The 17,234-nt window shown below is 71.6% G+C and carries 7 protein-coding genes; all 7 read right to left on the bottom strand.

Annotated elements, in window-relative coordinates:
- Positions 1–210 precede the first annotated feature (210 nt).
- The 7 genes from OG792_RS20170 to OG792_RS20140 all read right to left on the bottom strand — a co-directional run bounded on the left by OG792_RS20170 (position 211) and on the right by OG792_RS20140 (position 17,191).
- Complete coding sequence (locus OG792_RS20170; RefSeq protein ID WP_329101118.1) at positions 211–5,814, bottom strand: DUF6603 domain-containing protein; 5,604 nt, start codon at positions 5,812–5,814, stop codon at positions 211–213.
- Between the two features lie 10 nt (positions 5,815–5,824).
- Positions 5,825–8,086 (bottom strand): ComEC/Rec2 family competence protein, encoded by a 2,262-nt coding sequence (locus OG792_RS20165; RefSeq protein ID WP_329101116.1) that lies wholly within the window; start codon positions 8,084–8,086, stop codon positions 5,825–5,827.
- Positions 8,087–8,101: 15 nt separating this feature from the next.
- A complete protein-coding gene (locus tag OG792_RS20160) occupies positions 8,102–10,687 on the bottom strand; it encodes a LamG domain-containing protein (RefSeq protein WP_329101114.1) in 2,586 nt (861 codons plus the stop codon).
- Positions 10,684–10,851: a hypothetical protein gene (locus tag OG792_RS20155; RefSeq protein WP_329101112.1), complete on the bottom strand. Its 168-nt coding sequence runs from the start codon at positions 10,849–10,851 to the stop codon at positions 10,684–10,686. Before OG792_RS20155 ends, OG792_RS20160 begins: the two co-directional genes overlap by 4 nt.
- Before the next feature lie 14 nt (positions 10,852–10,865).
- The gene (locus tag OG792_RS20150; RefSeq protein WP_329101110.1) at positions 10,866–14,777 is read right to left on the bottom strand and encodes a hypothetical protein; all 3,912 of its coding nucleotides are present in this window, start codon (positions 14,775–14,777) and stop codon (positions 10,866–10,868) included.
- 591 nt (positions 14,778–15,368) lie between these two features.
- Positions 15,369–16,667 (bottom strand): hypothetical protein, encoded by a 1,299-nt coding sequence (locus OG792_RS20145; protein WP_329101108.1) that lies wholly within the window; start codon positions 16,665–16,667, stop codon positions 15,369–15,371.
- A complete protein-coding gene (locus OG792_RS20140; protein ID WP_329101106.1) occupies positions 16,664–17,191 on the bottom strand; it encodes a SigE family RNA polymerase sigma factor in 528 nt (175 codons plus the stop codon). The genes OG792_RS20145 and OG792_RS20140 overlap by 4 nt, the downstream gene beginning before the upstream one ends.
- Between the last annotated feature and the right edge of the window lie 43 nt (positions 17,192–17,234).

Genomic DNA, 17,234 nt, shown 5'->3' with positions numbered 1-17,234 from the left:
CCCGGCCGAAAAGGTTCCGCCGAACGGGCCCGCCGGTGCGGGCCCGCGCCCCGTCCGGCCGCCGTCGGGGGTGTCGGGGCCCACGGCCGGCACGCGCGGAATTGCCCGTGCTCCGCTGGTCTCCCGACCCGTTCAACCACGTGTCCTGACCCGTTCAACCGCGATAGAGTCGGCAGTCGAACGCGAGTGGACCCGGTGCCACGGGTGCGGTCAGTGGCGGGTGATGGTGACCTGCGGCGCAGTCGTGATCATGCTCGCCGCGAACCGAGCCGAGGCGCCCTGACTCGCCGCCGGAGCGCCGATCCGGCCCCCGGCCAGCGCGGTCACGTCCACCACCCGGGTACCGCCCTGCCACGTGCCGGCCGCGTCACCGAGACCGAAGTGCAGTGTGTGCTCCGGCTGGGCGAGCGTCAGGGTGGCCAGGTCACCGGCGAACACGCAGAGCAGGGTGCTCGCCGAGAGCAGTTCGGTCCGTACCGGATCCAGCGTGCCGCCGCCCGCGTCCCGGGCGGTGATCCGCAGGTCCGGCCAGCCGGCCACGACGTGTGAACGGAGCAGGAACCCGCTCGGATTCGTGCCACCGGACGGCGACAGCACCCGGCGGGTCCACGGCGCCAGATCGCCGAGGCTGAGCAGGTCCGCGGCGAGGGTGGCGTCCATCCGCCGGTCCGCCGGGGTGACCCGTCCGATGCTGAGCGCTCCGTCCAGCAGGGCGGCCAGCCACCCCTCGTACAGCGAGAAGAACCGCAGCGACTCGACCGGCGTCATGCTCTCCTCGGGTACCAGATAGTTGAACGGCACCCCGTCCAGCACCGCCAGGTCGTCGAGGAAGCCGGTGACGGTGGTGGACAGGGCCGGCAGCGTGGTGTCCCCGCTCTTGCGACGCTGGGCGCGCAGCCGTTTCCACCGGTACAGCGCCGCCGCGAACGGCTTGCTGCGCAGCGCGAGCAGCCGGCCGAGCTGCCAGGCGGCACCGAACGCGGGATCGACGAGGTCGGTCGCGGGCAGCGTCGGCCGGTCGGTCCGGGGGTGCGCGACCAGGGGGCTGCGGTACCCGACCGGGGCGTCCGGCGCGGGCAGCGGGGCGCTGCCGTCGGCGAGCCGCCGCAGCAGGATGGCCAGGTCGTCCCCGTCGCTGGTGGCGGTGAACCGCCAGCTTGTCAGGCTGACCAGGTCGACCGTGCCGGTGCCGGTCGGGCCGGAGGAGCCGTACCGGTTCCGGATGGAGACGAGGTGCGCGACGTGGGTCGCGCCGTCGCGGGGCAGCCGGTTGCCGATCACCACCGCGCGTTCGACGCCGTCGGCGTCCCGGCGTACGTGGCTGAGCAGTGCGAGATCACGCCGGGTGGCATCCTGGGCCGGCAGCAACCCGACCGGTACGGAGATCACCGTGACCTTCTCGTCGTCGACCGTGGTGAGCCGGGGTACGGGCAGGTCGGTCTCGTCGAACAGCAGCAGGGCCAGCCACGGTAGGTCGTCCCGGTTCGGGTCGGCGTTCTCCTGCCAGGGCAGGGTGCTGTGGTTGAGGATGACGTGCGGCAGGTCGGTGGAGTAGTCGCCGACGCCGCCGTCCGGCGGGTAGACCGCGTAGACCTCGTCGGTGCCGAAGGTCGGGCGTACGCCGGTGACGGTGAACTCGCCGGCACTGCTGAACCGCTGGGTCGGGATCCTCCGCTCGGCGTCCTTCACCGAGGTCGGCTCGTCGCTGGTCACCTCCTGGACGACGGTGACCCGGTACCGCCCGCCGGGTACGGCCGGCAGGTGGTACTGGAGCAGCCGCAGGTTCCCGACGGTGGCCTGGTCGGTGCCGACGATCGGGTCGAGCCGGGGTCGGACCTCGAAGCCCACCAGGGCGTCCGGGACGAGCGCCTGGCCGTTGACCGAACCGGACGGAACCGCCCACAGCGCGGCCGGCACGTCGGACAGCACCGGGCTGAACGCGAAGTGCTGTTCCATGGATTCGGTGCCCCGGGTGACCGTGACCGTCGCCTTGCTGGTCAGATGCGTGCCCGTCGTCCCGGGGGCGGCGAGGCCCATCGGCCCGACCGCGAGCGGGGCGCGCGTACCGGCCAGTGGGGTGGTGCCGGTGGTGGCGGCCGTACTCGGAATGACCGTGCCGGTACGGATCACGAGTCGCTGCGGGTCGACCTCGCCCAGGTCGGTCGCGTCGTCGCTGGTCTTGCGCAGCAGCCCGGCGCTGACCGCGACGGAGCAGAGATCGCCGGTCGGCAGGAACGAGCCGCGGAACGCGGGCCAGTCGAGCAGCTTCGGCTGCTGGTTCGCTCCGGCACCGAAGGTGATGTCGAAGGAGATGACGGAGAGCTTGATGTGCGCGGTCCCGCTGAAGTCCGGTCCCCAGATGTGCAGGTCGGCGCCGATGTCCGCGTTGATGTGGTGGGTGCCGAACAGGTGGAAGGTGTAGGAGACGGCGAAGTCGACGTAGACGCGGGCGTCGTAGTGGTACGGCTTCCAGGCGATCAGGCAGTCGATGCCGGCGGTGAAGGAGGCGCGGAGGTTGTCGCTCTGCCAGACCACCTGGAGGTGCCCGCCGGCCATCAACGCGGCCGGGGTCAGCGCGTAGTAGCCGTCCCCCTTGACCCCCAGGTGCGGGTCGACCTGCCAGTTGAATCCGAGGCGGGGGACCTGTGGGTAGTGGGCCGGCGGGTTGTACTGCGGGTGGTAGCCGCCGGCGGTGAGGACGAAGTCGCCGGCGTGCTCGCCGCCGAACCAGTTGCCGAACGCGAAACCGCCGGTGAGGTGGCAGTCGGGGGAGAAGACGTACGAGGTCGAGGTGAGTTGGGCGCGGACACCGAGGGTGCCCTCGTCGGGTACGAAGCTGGCCCGGACGGCGAGCTGGATCTGGGCCAGCGGCGCGACCGGCGGTTCGCCCGGCACGGGTCGGGGCGCCACGAGCGTGGACAGGCCGAGCACGTCGAGTTCGAACCGGTTGCCGAAGCTCGCCACCAGCAGCGCGAACGAGTCGATCATCTGGAACGAGCTGAACCGGATGCCGGCGGTGAGGAAGACGCTGCCGGGGGTCGGCGGGATCCAGGCGCGCAGCCCGTCGACCGTGTCGCGGATCAGGTCGCGCGGGTTCGCTGCCCCGGTGACCGGGGTGGGGCTGGTGGCCGCGGCGATCAGCGGGAAGGTGGCGACCTGCTCGATCGGTGGTATGACCAGGCTGCGGTTGTACCCGAAGCCGGCGGCCAGGCCGGTGACGGTGAAGAACGGCGGCCCGCCGAGCACCTTGTCCAGGACCGCGTACACGAACATCGACGGCTGGCCGTTGAGGTACACGTACCCGCCGAGGGCGGCGAGACTCAGCGACTCGGTCCTGATCAGCGCCGCGCCGTCGTACTCGTCGTAGGGCGGCCCGTTGGTCGGGGTGACCGTGGTGCGCAGCAGGGCACCGCCGATCTCGACCGGGCCGTTGCGGTAGTCGAGGCCGAGTCCGCGCAGGTCGAAGCTGGGGTCGAAGTGGTCGACCGGGGAGCCGAGGCTCAGCCCGTCCAGCGACAGGGTCAGCCCGGCGGCGGCCAGCGCCGCGTCCAGCAGGAACCGGACGGCCCCGTCGGTGTAGTTGAAGCCGACCCGGCCGAAGTACACCGGGCCGAAGGAACGCTGAACGTCGAACCACCTGGTGCTGTCCGCGGCGGTGGCCGGGGAAGCCACCGGTACGGGCGGCGTGCCGCCGGTGGCGGGCGGGGCGGCGGCGACCGGCAGGGACAGGGTCTGGGTACCGCCGCTGCCCAGGGAGAGTCGCGCGGTGAGGGCGACCCCGGCGGCGAGTCCGTTCGGTCCGCTCGGCAGGGCCGGCACCGGCGCGGTCAGCAGCGCGTTGACCGCTGCGGTCTCGGCGGCGGTGAGGGCGCGGCTGGCCGCCACGATCCGCAGGCTGTCCACACCGACCGACTGGTCTGCCGGGAACTCCTTGCCGACCAGCGGCAGGCCGGACAGGCGCAGGTCGGCCCCGAGGTCCAGGCCGAGGACGGCTCCGGTGGTGGTGGCGCCCTTGCTGACCGCGAAGACCACGTCCCGCAGGTCGATGGTGAGCCCCGCCGGGACGGCGGCAGCCAGCGTGCTGGACACGGCGGCGACCAGGTCCCGGACCACCAGCGAGCGGGCACCGCCGGTGTGCGCGTACGTGGCGACCAGCACGGTCGAGGCCCGGTCCTGCACGAAGTGCACGTCGAACATGAGGTCGGCGACGGTCAGTTCGCCGCTGAAGCTCTTGCGCCAGGTGGTGCCGACCCGTTCCAGCCGGATGGTGACGGTCAGGTCGACGGTCTGGTCCTCGACCGGGAAGCGGGCGTCGCAGTCCAGGTTGACCGTGCCGGTGGCGGTGTCGAACCAGATCCGGACCTGGGTCAGCGCGAGGTCCTCCAGCACCGCCGGCAGGCTCGCGTCGACCCGGTATCTCGCTGTCAGATGGTCGTGGATGGCCTTGACGGTCAGCGCGGAACCGGGTTCGCTCTGGCAGTCGAACTGCCAGCCGCCGGTGTCCGGGTGCGAGGCGATCGCGTGGAAGTCCGCGTCGAACAGGCTGAACCAGCCCTCGATCTCGCCGCTGACCCCGTCCGGACCCTTGTTGATCTGAAACGCGAACTCGCGGAAGGTGAGCGCCAGCGGGCCGACGTCGAGGCCCCAGTCGCCGACGATCCGGGCGGCGAGACCGTACCGGCCGCTGCCGGGTGTCGCCGAGACCTGGAGTTGGGTGATGTCGATCTCCGGGAACGCGTCCGCGCCCGGGAAATAGCGGCCGACCAGGGCCTTCAGATGCAGGCTGCTGCCGGCGGCCAGCCCGCCGTGGATGGTCAACGTGGGCAGGGCCAGCACGACGGCGAAGCTGGTCCCGTCGACCGTGATCCGGGTGGCGACGGCGACCTCGCGCAGCGTACGGGTCGTCATGTCGAAGCGGATCCGGACCCCGTCCAGGGACAGCGCGGTCAGCCCGAGACGGGTGAGCCCCTGCTGGAGTTCGGTGGCCAGCGCCGCGCCGCCGGCGAGCTCGGCCAGGGCGCTCAGTCCGGGCAGCACGTTGCCGTCGCCGGGGGTGACCTCCAGTTCCCAGGAGCCGGGTGCGCGCAGGGCCAGGCGTACCCGGAAGTTCCGCTCGTCCAGCCGCAGCGTCGCCTCGACCGCGCCGCCGAGGTTTTCCCGGTACCGCCCGGACCGGTAGCCCACCTGGCTGGTCAGGCTGACCCGGATGCCGGTCAGTGCGGCCACCCCGTCGACGATCGGCCAGCTGACGCCGGTCAGGGTCGACCCGATCTCCACCTCGGTGGGCGCCGGCCGGTGGCCGAGCGACACCCGCAGGTCGGACAGGGGTATCGAGTCGAAGACGTCCGTGCCGACCGGGAGGAACTGGCCGAGGCGGTTACCGCTGACGAAGTCGGCCAGGGCGGTCAGCGGCAGGGCGGCCGGTGCCCCCGGTACCAGGGTCAGGTTCACCCGGTTGGTGTCGTCGAGGTCGCCCGCGATGGGGAACACCGTGCCGCCGACGGTGACGCCGCCGGTCACGTGCAGTCGCGCGACCAGTTCCGCCGGCCGGGTGATGGTGATCAGTACGGTGGCGAGCCGTACCGCCCGACCGCCGTCCACGCCGATCGACCAGGTGTCGGTGACGGTACCGGCGACGGTGAGGCTGTCCCCGGCCAGGTTGATGGCCGGGGCGGACACCCGGATCCCCGCCTGCGGCAGGCCGGTGAGGAAGGCCGCCAGCGCCGGTACGCCGCAGTTGCCGGCGGTGATCGGCAGTACGCCGTCCACCGTGGCCGACTCGTAGCTCGCCTGGAGGTCACTCAACGTGGTCATGGTTGGTCCTTCATTCGGCGTGCGCGATGTTCTGCGGTCCGTTGACGCTGTCGTAGCTCACGGTGAACAGGGTGTTGGCCGGGTTGAGCGTGGCGGCGACCCGTGCGTTGGCGGCGTGCGGCGCTGCGGTGGCCGCCGGCACGCCGGCCCGCACCAGCGCCTCCTGTACGCCCAGTTCGACGTTGATCGGCAGGCCGAGGTGGTAGGCGACGGCACCGACCGCCGCCGCCTGGGCCGCCTCGGCGGGGGTGAGCGGGGCCGGCAGCGTGGCATGCCTGGCCGCAGCGATGATCATCCGGACGCCCCGGTCGGGCGGGTCGTCGGGGATGGCGATCGTCATCATGATCGCCGCGGTGATCGTCGCGGCCTGTGCCGCGGTCGCTCCGTCGACCACCGCCCGTAGCGCGATACCGACGGCGTAGGCCGCGTCGTCGCGTCCGTTCGTCTCGCCGAACACCACCGAGGCGGCCGCCCCGGCCGCTGTGGCGGCGGCCGCCGACGCCCCGGCGCCGGTGGCCGCGGTGGAGATCGTCGTGGCCAGGTTGGCGGCCGGTGCGGTCACCGCGGCGGCGATCGCGGCAGCGGCTCCGGGTCCGAGGTCGGTGACCCGGGTGCCGAACCCGCCGAGCGCGGTCACCACCGCGCCGGCCCCGCCCCCGCCCCCGGCGGCGGTCACCGCCGCGTTCGCGACGCCGACCTCGGCCACCCCGTTCGGCTCGCCGTCGCCCATCCAGGCGGCGGCGTTGTGTACGCCGTCGGCGATCGCGGTTGCCACGCCGAGCACCGTGGCAACCGCCCGGATCGGCCCGTACGTCGCGGCCGCGTCGGCGGCGGGCACCGCCGTGGCGGGTGCCGGCAGGCCCAGCCCCGCCGCCACGTGCTCCAGGGTCGTGCGGGTGCCCCGGTGGGTCTGGCCGACGCGTGGGCGCTGTGACTGCTCCTCGGTGACGGTGAGCACTATGTGGCCGGGCAGGGGCGGCGTCGCTCCGGGGGCGCCCGCGGTCTGGGAGGCGTCGCCGCCGAGGCGCTCCCCGGTGTTCGATATCGGGTCGTAGCTCTGGTACCCGGTGAGGTAGTGCTGGATGGGCGGTAGCGGTGGCGGTGGCGGCTGCGGTGGGTGCCGGAGCGCGGCGGTCTGGTCGCCGAGGATGGGTTGCTCCGGGTAGCCGTCCAGCACGTTGACGGTGCGCTGGGCGGGGTGCAGGAACATGTTGCCCGCACCCGAGGAGATGAACGCCGCCGCCGGACGCAGCCGGGTGACGAACGCCCGTGAGCTCGCGGTGCTGGAACCGTGGTGGCTGGCCTTCAGAGCGTTCACCCGGTTGGTCATGTTGTCGGGGAAGTTGAGCAGGTGCATGACGCCGTCGCGGATGGGACCGCCCAGGATGTTGTTGTCCCGACAGCCGTCCTCCTGCGGCTCTTCGAGGTCACCGGCGATGTAGTACCGGAAGTTGTTGAACTCCAGCACGAATCCGAGGCTCTTGGCGTTCTCGTTCTCGTTCTCCGCCTCGGCGACCTCGCTCTGCGGCCGCCCACCGGTCGAACGGGCGGTGGACCGGTACCCGGCCGCGCCGTTGTTCTGGAGCACCCACTTGTTCGCCGCTATGCAGCGCAGCACCGGCCGGTTCAGGGCGTAGGCCGGGCCGGCGGGAACGTTCCAGGCGAGGCGGCCCGGCAGCCCGTCCCCGCCGTTGCCCCACATCAGGTCCCTACCGAGCAGCCAGCTCGGCTCCTGGTAGTCGACGGCGACGGCGCCGATGCCGACGGCCCGGTTGACCACGCCGCGCGCCTGCGCCAGCCAGCCCGCGTCCCACCGGACGATGTCGAAGCTGTTGACCCGCGCGGTCGCGTGCCGGAAGGTCGCCGGCATCGCCGCGATCCGGTCCCGGTAGTTGCCGAACTCGCGGTTCACCCGCCGCCGCTTGGGCCCGGTGCCCGTCCACATCGTGTCGCGGTCGGTGGGCAGGCGTCCGGTGTCGTAGAGGATGGCGTGCTCGTACATCGCCCGTTGGGGGCCGGTGTCCAGCAGAGCGCTGATGCCGTAGTAGTGGTCCTGGTCGAAGTGGGTGACGATGATGATGTCGACCCGGTTCACCCCGATCGAAACGAGGTACGGGTGGACGATGGCGGCGGCGTTGGCCTTGCCGCCGTCGACCAGTACGGTCCGGCGGATCGGCGGCCCGCCACCCCCGGCTGGATATTTCACGTCGATGACGGTGGCGTCGCCGATCGACCCGATGTCGAGGTGGTGGATGTCCACGGTCCAGGGCATGTCTCGGCTACCGTCCTATTCCCAGGCGAACCAGTCGAGCCGGACGTTCTGCTCCCACCTGCTGCCGAGCGAGTCGAGCCGCAGGAGGTTGACCTTGACGTAGGTGTTGGAGACGTACTTCACCGTCGCCGCGAACGTGTCGTTGTAGTAGCCCTCGTTGCGGACGGTGACCAGCACCATCGGGGTACCACCGAACGACTTCGGAAAGTTGATCTGCACTTCCTTGACCCCACCGGTGTGCGAGCCGGCCTGGAAGTGCCCGGCCTGCATCCGGTTGAACTGGGTGCCGTTGTTCACCGTCAGCCCGAGCACCTTGGCGGTGCCGTTGACGAAGAGCCGCTGGCCCTGCGGATCCGCCGCACCGATCGCGACGTTGCCGCCGTCGTCGTTGATGTACACGTTCGAACCGGCCTTGCCGCCGCGCAGGTACGTGTGTTCGTCCGTGCTGTAGCTGAAGTGGGAGAAGCGGGTGGTGCCCCGGATCTGGAGGGTGCCGCCGGCCCCGGCGCCGCGGACGATGTCCACCGTGGCCGCCGGAGTCGACACCCCCAGCCCGATCAGGTTGCCGCTCGCGTTGATGACCAGCGGGCTGGCGCCGTGCGACTGGATCCAGCTGTAGTTGCTGGCGTACCCCAGCCGCAGGTTGGCCCCGTTGATCGGACCGATCACCAGCGCGTTGCCGTTGGAGTCCTGCGGGGTGTGCATGATGTGCAGGCGGGCGCCGGGCGTGGTGGTGTTGATGCCGACGTTGCCCGAGGGCATCAGGGCTATGTGGTCGTCCGGGTCGTTCGAGGTGCCGATCTCCAACGTGGTCGCCTCGCCGGTCCGGGCGTAGTACCGGATCCAGCCCGCGTCCAGGGTGCCGCCGCCGGGGTCCTTCGGGAAGAGGATGCCGGCCTGCTCGGTGGCGCCGGCACTCGGCATGATCGCGCCACCGGCGACGTGCAGCTTCGCCTGCGGTACGGCCACGCCGATGCCGACCCGGGCGTCGACGGTCCCGTTCGGCAGGGTGACGTCGCGGGACACCAGCGGACCCTTCTCGATCACCACCGCGAGATGCCCGTCCCAGTAGCCCGGCATGTTCTCGTAGTGCAGCAGCAGCCGGGCGTGCCCGGACGGCGGCCGGCCGATCAGCCCGTCGAGGGTGACCTGGATGCTCTCCCCGGCGGCCAGGGCGACCTGGGTCGGGGTGGTCAGCCGCCACTGGAGGGTCTGGCCCTGCTCGGTCGGAACCGTGGCGACCCACTTGTCCGCACTCACCGCGATGCTCTTGAGCTGCGCCGCCGTACCCATGGCCCAGTCGGCCGGCTGGGTGTCGAAGGAGAGCACGAACGCCGACGGCGCGTCCCGACCACCGGGGGTCAGCGGAATCGGCTGCTTGGACACGTTGGTCAGGCGCAGTCGCAGGCTGGCGGTGCTGGCACCATCACTGAGGATGGTGTTGAAGCCGACAAACCCGACCTGGAGCGGGATGTGCTGCTGGCCGCGCCGGTTGACCAGGCTGAGGTGCTGCACCCGACGACCGGTCAGCAGGGTCGAGTCGTCGGCGTACGTGAGCCGGTCGTAGCGCAGCTGCACCCGGGTGCCCCGGGTACCGCCCTTGCCGTCCCCGCCGATGTTGCGCAGGGTGAACCGCAGCGGCTCGCCCGGCTTGATCGCCGCGCCGGCCGTGCCGACCAGGGCGATCGTGGTACCGCCGTCGGAGGTGGTGCCGGTGCGCGTGGTCCAGCCCGCCGCAGCGGTGACGATGAGCGGGTCGGTCGGGTCGACCGCCAACACCCCGGGACGAAAGCCCAGCTCCAGGTGACTGCCACCGGCGGGTACCGACCCGAGCACCACGGCCTGGCTGGCGGTGTTCGTCACCTCCAGCTGCATGGTGTTGCCGGTCGGGTCGTCGACGATCGCCAGCACCGGCTGCGTGTCGCCGTCGTGCAGGCTGAACGCGAGCGGATGGCTGCGCCGGAACGCGGCCATCGCGCTGCGGTCGTCGTCCATCACCTGGCCGACCTCGACGGCGGTGAGCGCCCGCTCGTAGAACCGGACCGCCGCCATCCGGCCCGCGAAGCCCGCGTCGCCCGCCGCCGGTACCGCGATCGTGCCGCTGTACGCGGTGAGGTTGAAGGCACCGGTCAGCGCCGCGCCGACCGACTTGCCGTCCAGGTAGCCGGCGAGCGACGTGCCGTCGTAGATCACGGCCAGGTGGACCCACCGGCCCAGCGGCAGCGTCGGGGCGAACTGGGTTCCGCTCCACACCCCGAGCTGGGCGCCCCCACCCGGGTTGAGCAGCCAGTGGTGCGCGCCGGCACCGGCCTGGCCCAGGGTCAGCAGCCAGGCGCGCCGGGTCGGATAGCTGTCCACCCGTACCCAGCCGGTGATGCTGTGCACCGGGTTGCCGCCGCCGGCGGCCGGGGTCAGGCCGGCGACCTGGATGCCGTCCCCGCCGCCGAAGCGTAGGCAACTGCCGAACTGGTCGTCGGGTACGGCCGCCGGTGTGCCGGTGACGGTGCCGTGCCGGGCGTGCGCGGAGCTGTCCACGGCCTTGCCGCCGACGAGGGCGTCGAGCCGCAGGTGCGCCAGCAGTTGCTGGTCGAAACTGGTCACGGTGTCTCCTGCGCGGTTTCGGTGGCGGCTTGGAGCTGGCTGGTCGCCTGCTGCTGCACCTTCTCGATGAGCAGGTGGACCCGCACGTACGGCAGCTGCCCCAGTGCCTCCAGCACCACGTTGGTCTCCTCGACGGTGAGGTCGAGCCGAATGTCTCGTCGCACGCGTGCCGCCTTCTCTAGTTGTCGTGACGCAGCTTCAGCCAGCCGGCGCGCAGTTCCTGCGGGGCGGCCGGAAGCGCGGTCGTGCTGGCCGCGCCGACGCGCTCCTCGCCGAGGTCGAGAATCGACTCGATGAGCGGTTCGGCGCCGGCCAGGTCGCCGGTGAGGACCGGTTGCGGCCGGCCGTCGGGCGCGGTGATCAGCGCCTGTCCGGCCCGCTCGGGCAGCGGGCGCAGCCAGCCGGCCCCGGTGTCCAGCAGGCTGTTCCAGGCCGGGGTGGCGACGGTGTCGGCCAGGCGCTCCAGCGTTGCCGGCTGCTGCACCAGGTGGTCGCCGAGCGGCGCCAGGATCGCCTCGACCCGGTCGGTCATCGCCCGGAACGGTGGGTCGAGCAGCGCCGAGGCCCGCTCGTCGACCTCGACCGCCCGCAGTGCCCCGGTGGTGCCGGGTACCGGGCGCAGCCAGCCGACGTGCGGGTCGGCCAGGTGGTCCCACAGCCGTCCGGCCAGTGCCGCGACGAACACGTCCCGGTCGATCGCGGCGGCCATGCTCACCTCCGACCAGGTGCCGCCGGTCCGGCTGAGCCAGGCCCACCGGTAGCCCGGCTCCACCGGCAGTGGCAGGTTGACCGCGCCCTGGTCGGTCAGCAGCGGCGCGCACGGGAAGGTCATCTCGATCGCGGACATCGCCGCCGCGTAGTGCACCGGCGGGATGCCGATCGCCTTGACCGGCTGGATGCCCGAGGTGACGTGCACCTTCCCCCTCGGGTCAAGCAGCATGCGTACGACCCCGGGTGCGGCGTCGACCGCCTGCCGGACATCGAGCGGACCGTCCGCGCAGGTGCGGATCGCCGGGTGCGGGTAGCTCTGGGCCAGCGGGGTGCGCAGCGTCGGGTCGCCCTCGACCCAGTAGCCGATCATGCCGTCGTCGAGCTGCTCGTGTGCGCCGAACCGGACCGGGAACTGGACCCGGGTGAAGCCGTCGCTGTCCCGGGTGGCGCGGCCGAGGTCGCCCCGGAACGCGTTCCATCCCTGGTGGACCGCGGGCAGGCCGAGCACCTCCAGGTCGACCAGCGCGCGGACCAGCGCGATCGGCCGCCCGATCAGCACGGCCAGGTCGACGTGCTGGTCCACTCCCTCCGGTTCGATGTTCTCCAGGGCGCGGTCGAGCACGTCCATGAACTGGTCGACGAAGTCCGCCCCCTGGCCGACCAGGTCGGCGACCGTTGCGCGCAGGTGCGGGTTGGCGATGTCGGCCACGGTCGCGGCACCGGTGCCGCCCGGTGCGGGCTGCCAGCTCGCCAGCTGGTCGACGTAGCCGAGCGCGCGGCCCTGGTTGTCGTACACCATGACGCTGGTGTCGAGGTGGTTGGGCAGCAGCCAGCCGCAGACCGGGCCGGTGTCCGGGTGTTCGTTGGTCTCGCCGTCGTGGTCCGCGGCGAGCCAGCGGAACACCACCCGGGCCGGCTGGCTCAGCCGGGGCGGCAGGGCGACCAGGTCGGGGTTTCCGGGTACGGTCAGGCTCTCCGCCGGTACGACCCGGTCGCAGTCGACGTCACGGGTCTGCCCGAACGTGTCGACCAGACGCAGCCGCAGCAGCCGCATCGCGCCGGACCGGATCGGGGTGAAGTCGTCGAGCGGCTCGGGGGCGCTGCGGTTGCTGATGCCGACCGCGTCGGCCACCGAGCCGGCGAACGAGCGGTCCTCGGGGAAGCCGAGCGGGTCGCCGATCGGGAGCTGGCGCACCGTCCGGTGCATGAGCAGGGCGTCGTTGAACCCGCCGAGCGACTGGGCCAGGCAGTCCATCCGGGTCACCAGGGCGTACGCGCGGACCGCGACCCAGACCGGGTCGGTGCCGTCCTTGTCCGGGTACCAGGCGAGTAGCTGGTCGACGATGGTGCTCGGGTCGTCGGTGGGCGGGGTGCCGGTCGCGGCGTAGAAGTCGGGCAGGACGGTCTTGTTGAGGTACTCGGCGAGGACGCCGCGCATCCGGTCGCCGGCGTGCCCGGTCAGCAGCGACGATCCGCTGTACACGGCGGCGGCGCCGGCGAGGGTCTGGGCCGGCCCGGTGGCGATCAGGTCGGGGCCGGTGTCGTCGAGGGTGAAGTTGGCGGTGATGAAGTCGGTGTCGTAGCTGTCCACCTCGGGGTGGACGTTCCCGCCGGCACGCAGCGGGAACATCTCGACCTCCCACTCCAGCTGGAACGGGTGCCACGGGCTGCCGTCACTGTCGTCGAACGCGAAGCTGTCCGGGTCGCGCAGGATGTTCAGCAGGACGTCGAACGCCTTCGGGGCGCCGGCGATGACGTCGAGCACCGTCTGTTCCGGCACGGTCGGGCAGGCGAGCGCACCGTCCTGGCCGTGTCGGTCGCTGAGCCGGGCGTCGGCACAGACCAGGTGCACCACCGGTTCCGTGGGTTGCCAGTACCGGGCCGCCTGGGTGGGGGCGAGGGTGTAACGGGTGCCGGCGTCGTCCAGCTCGTCCGTCGCGTTGAGCGCGTCGAGGGCGGCGGAGGTGGCGGCGTACGCGACCCGCAGCCGGCTCTCCGGGGTGTCGCCGTCGGGCCGCAGCGCGGCGACCAGCTCGGTCACCCGGGCCAGGCTCTTGTCCTCCAGGAACGACCGAACCTCGTCGATGTCCGGGTAGGTCTCCGGGTCGTCGACCGGCGGGTAGAGGCAGAGCTGGTACCTGTACCAGTCGGCGAACAGCTGCGTGCGCAGCGACTCCAGTTCGGCGGCGGCCTCGTCTCGCACCTGCTGGGCGTCGTTGAGCGCGGCCAGCAGGCCGGCGATCCGGGGGGCGACGGACAGCGGCACCGCGATGCGGGCCTGGGCACCGGACGCGTCGGCGGGGACCGGGTCGGTGGAGGTGCTGCCGGCGACGATGGTCCAGAGCCGGCCGCCCCGGCGCGCGGTGAAGCCCTTCTCGTGTCGGGCTTCGCGGAACTTCGCGTCGACGTCGACCTGCCGCTGCTCGGTCCGTCCGGCCAGCAGGATCGCTTCCAACTGGTCTTCGACCTGGTACCGCCGGCCGCCGTCCAGGGACTGCGCGAGGGCCACGGACAGCGCCTCGGTGGCGGTGTTGCCGATGGTGATCGTGGTCGGGCCGGCCGCCGTGGTCGGCGCCGACGCCCGGAAACCGCAGCTCGCGTAGCAGACGGTACGGGTCACGGCCACGTCGTCGGTGGGGGTCCAGCCGGCGTACTCCTCGACCGTGCCGGTGACGGTGCGCAGGAAGTCCCGGGCCGGGTCGTCGTACCAGCCGATCAGGTCGTAGCGCAGGCCCCTGGTGTCGGTGACCTCCGGGTCGTGCAGGCCGAACACGCTGTGGCAGTTGGGGTAGAGGGCGGCGAAGGTCGGGTCGCTGTACCCGGTGCCGTCGTTCATCGCGAAGCCGACCGCGGTCAGCGTGTCGACGTAGGCGGCGGTCGGATCGGCCGCCCGCCACAGCTCGAACGGCACCGCCCGGCCCAGGTATCGGAATGGGCGGTGCCGGCCCTGTGCCGGGGCGGGCGGGTAGGGGACCGCCACGCCGGCGGTGTCCCCGGTGCCGTCCGGGTGCAGGTAGTCGCTCTCCACCACCCAGGCCCGGCCGCTCAGGGTCGCGGTGGCGCCGCGCCGGACCAACCAGCGGTTGGGCACGGCCGGGAAGGCGACCGTGCCGGCCGGCTGGTCGGGCCGCTGCCGACCACGGGTCAGGGCGTCCGGCAGTGCCCAGTGCAGGTGTACGCCGGCCTGTAACACCGCCGTCTCGTCCTGGAACGGCCGGCCGACGATCTCCTCGCTGATCTGCGCGACGTCACTGTTCTGGTCACGGGTGCCGTCAAAATAGGGCAGTCGACTGTAGTCCGCCGTCGACCGCACCACGACACGGTCACTCGGGCAGTGCAGGGCATCGAGATGGACAGGGACCATCAGCGTGCTGTTCATGGAATCTCCGATAGGGCCGGTCGCATTCTGCTGCGGCCATGAAGGAAAACTCGGCGCCGGCCGCCGACAACGTACCCAAGGACGAAGGTGCCGGCAAACCCGCTGGAACGTACGGACGTTGTTAGTAAATTCCGCTGTGCCGTCGCCATCCGACAAATCTCGTCATGGCCCGAATTCAACTGATGTGGCCGGTGGCTACTTAGAGATCAACAGTACGTCCAGCTGGCCTTTTGGAACAGAGTGGTGAGCCGGGGGAAGGGACCGGACACAACGACTTTCCCCGCCGCGGTCGCCGCACCGCCGCTGTAAGTGTCGGTTCGTCGACACGTGGAGCCGATGCTCGGTGGAGATGCCAAGGGCGCATTCGGATGGCGCGGCCTGGGGCGCGATCGGCTCTTTCCTGAACCGCCGAAAAGGGCAAGCGGTTGACGCTCCGAAGTGGTGTCGGACTCGTGTCACGGGTCGTTTGGACGGTGCCGGCCGTTATGGCGGAAGTGTATTTTCACGCGCGCCCAGTTGGTGCACCGGTACGGCCGAGGCCGCCGGCGGTAACCGCCGACGGGCTGGCCGTTTCACCGCACCGGTCGACCTCTACCGGATGGCCCGCAGATCGAGCAGGTGGGTGCCGCCCTTCCCATCCGACCACTGCACCAGCGCGCTTCCGGGGATCATCACCATCCAGGGCTCGGAACTCCGGTCCGGTCCGAACGAGCCCGATGTCGCGGGTCCCCGCGGTGTCTTGACCACCGCCGCCTTTCCACTGAAGCGGTCCCAGATGAACGGGAACCGGCTCAACGCCGTCTCGAACCAGGCCGTCGCGAACCGGCCGTCGAGCGCCGCGTCCATTCCTCCCCACACACCCGCCGCCGATCCGGACGGATCCGCGAACTTCCGGAAATCGCTGCCGTCCAACCGCTGTAGCGTGGGCTGCTTGTGCAGGGCCTGGCCCAGGCAGAGCACCGGGTCGCACAGGAGAGCCCCGACGCTCGGGGCGGCCTTCCAGGCGCGGCGTTCACCGGTGACCAGGTTCCACAGCTCGCCCGAGATCGGTTCTCCGTTGACCGGGGTCTGCCGCGTGTGGGTGTCCACCCACGGTGAGAGCCCGCTCAGGTAGAACGCTTCGGAGCCGGGAACCAGGGTCGGCGCCCCACCGGAGACCGGGATTCGGTAGATGCCGGCCGGGCGGCTGCCCTTGTCCTGCCGCCAGTAGACGCTGTCCCCCGCCGTGGCGAGGTGCGGATACGCATGGTCCGTCTCGACGTACGTGTAGAGCAGGCGCGGCGGGGTTCGGCCGTCGAGCGGAGCCGCCCAGAGCGCGAGCGATCCCGCGTCGCCGGGGTTCGCCACGTCGGCTATCCAGGCCACCTCTTCTCCCACCACCACGAACGAGTTGATCCTGCCGCTGACGGGGCCTCCGGCGCCGGTCGACGGGTCGGCGAGTGGACGTATGGCGCCGGTCCGCGCATCGAAGAGCAGCGGACCCCTGGTGCCGCCGGTGTTGTTGACCAGGTAACGATCCCGATCGACGATCGCCAGAACCACGTACGAGTCGCCATTGGGGAGCGTGCCGGGCATCTTGCGGACCGCACGGGGCCAGACCTGCTCGGGTGACCTGAGCGTGGCGAATTCCGGTATCTCCCCGGACCAGTCGGTGGCGGTGGTGATCGGTTCCGGGTCCGGCGTGGGAGCCGTTTCGGTGGGCCGGACCACGCTCAGGCCGCCGACGATCGTCAGCGTCACGGCGCAGGCAGCGGCGACGGCGACCCTCCGCTGCCGGCGTCGCCGCTGGCGGCGTCGTACCTCGGGTACGAAGTCCACGCCGGGGGCCGGCGCGATGGCTCCGGCGCGGGCCAGGGTACGAATCAGTTCGTCTTCCAGTTGGTCGGTCATCGTCCGCTCTCCACCATCCCTTCCTGCCTTGTCGTTGTCTCCGGGTGCCAACCGGCGCGTAACTTGCTCAGCCCGCGAAACGCCTGGCTGCGTACCGTGCCCCGGGTGACGCCCAGGTGCTCGGCGATCTCCTCGTCGCTGCGGTGCTCGTAGTAGCGCAGCACCAGTACGGCACGCTGCCGCCGGGGCAGCAGGGCCAGCGCCTGCCACAGGCCGCCGTCCCCGTCGGCGTGTGCGAAACCCGCCTCGGTGTGTACCTGTTCCGGTACGTCACCGGAGAGCCGCTCACGTCGTCGCTTCCGCCACCAGCTGATGTGCAGCCGGGCCATGATGGTGCGTACGTAACCCTCGGGGTCGTCCTTGTGCCGCACCCGCGACCAGGTAGACCCGAGTCGGGCCAACGCCTCCTGCGTCAGGTCCGCGGCGTCGTGCGGGTTGCCGGTCAGGACGTATCCGTAGCGGACCAGCGCCGCCGAGCGGGCACGTACAAAATCCTCGAATGCTTGACCATCCGCGCTCTGCATCTCCACCTCCTCGGACCGGGGACGCCCGGCGGCGCCGGACTGT

Origin of the sequence: Micromonospora sp. NBC_01699 (assembly GCF_036250065.1) — a bacterium.
Lineage (GTDB): Bacteria > Actinomycetota > Actinomycetes > Mycobacteriales > Micromonosporaceae > Micromonospora_G.
Note: the sequence above shows the minus strand (reverse complement) of the source record. Positions and strands in the feature narration are given on the sequence as shown.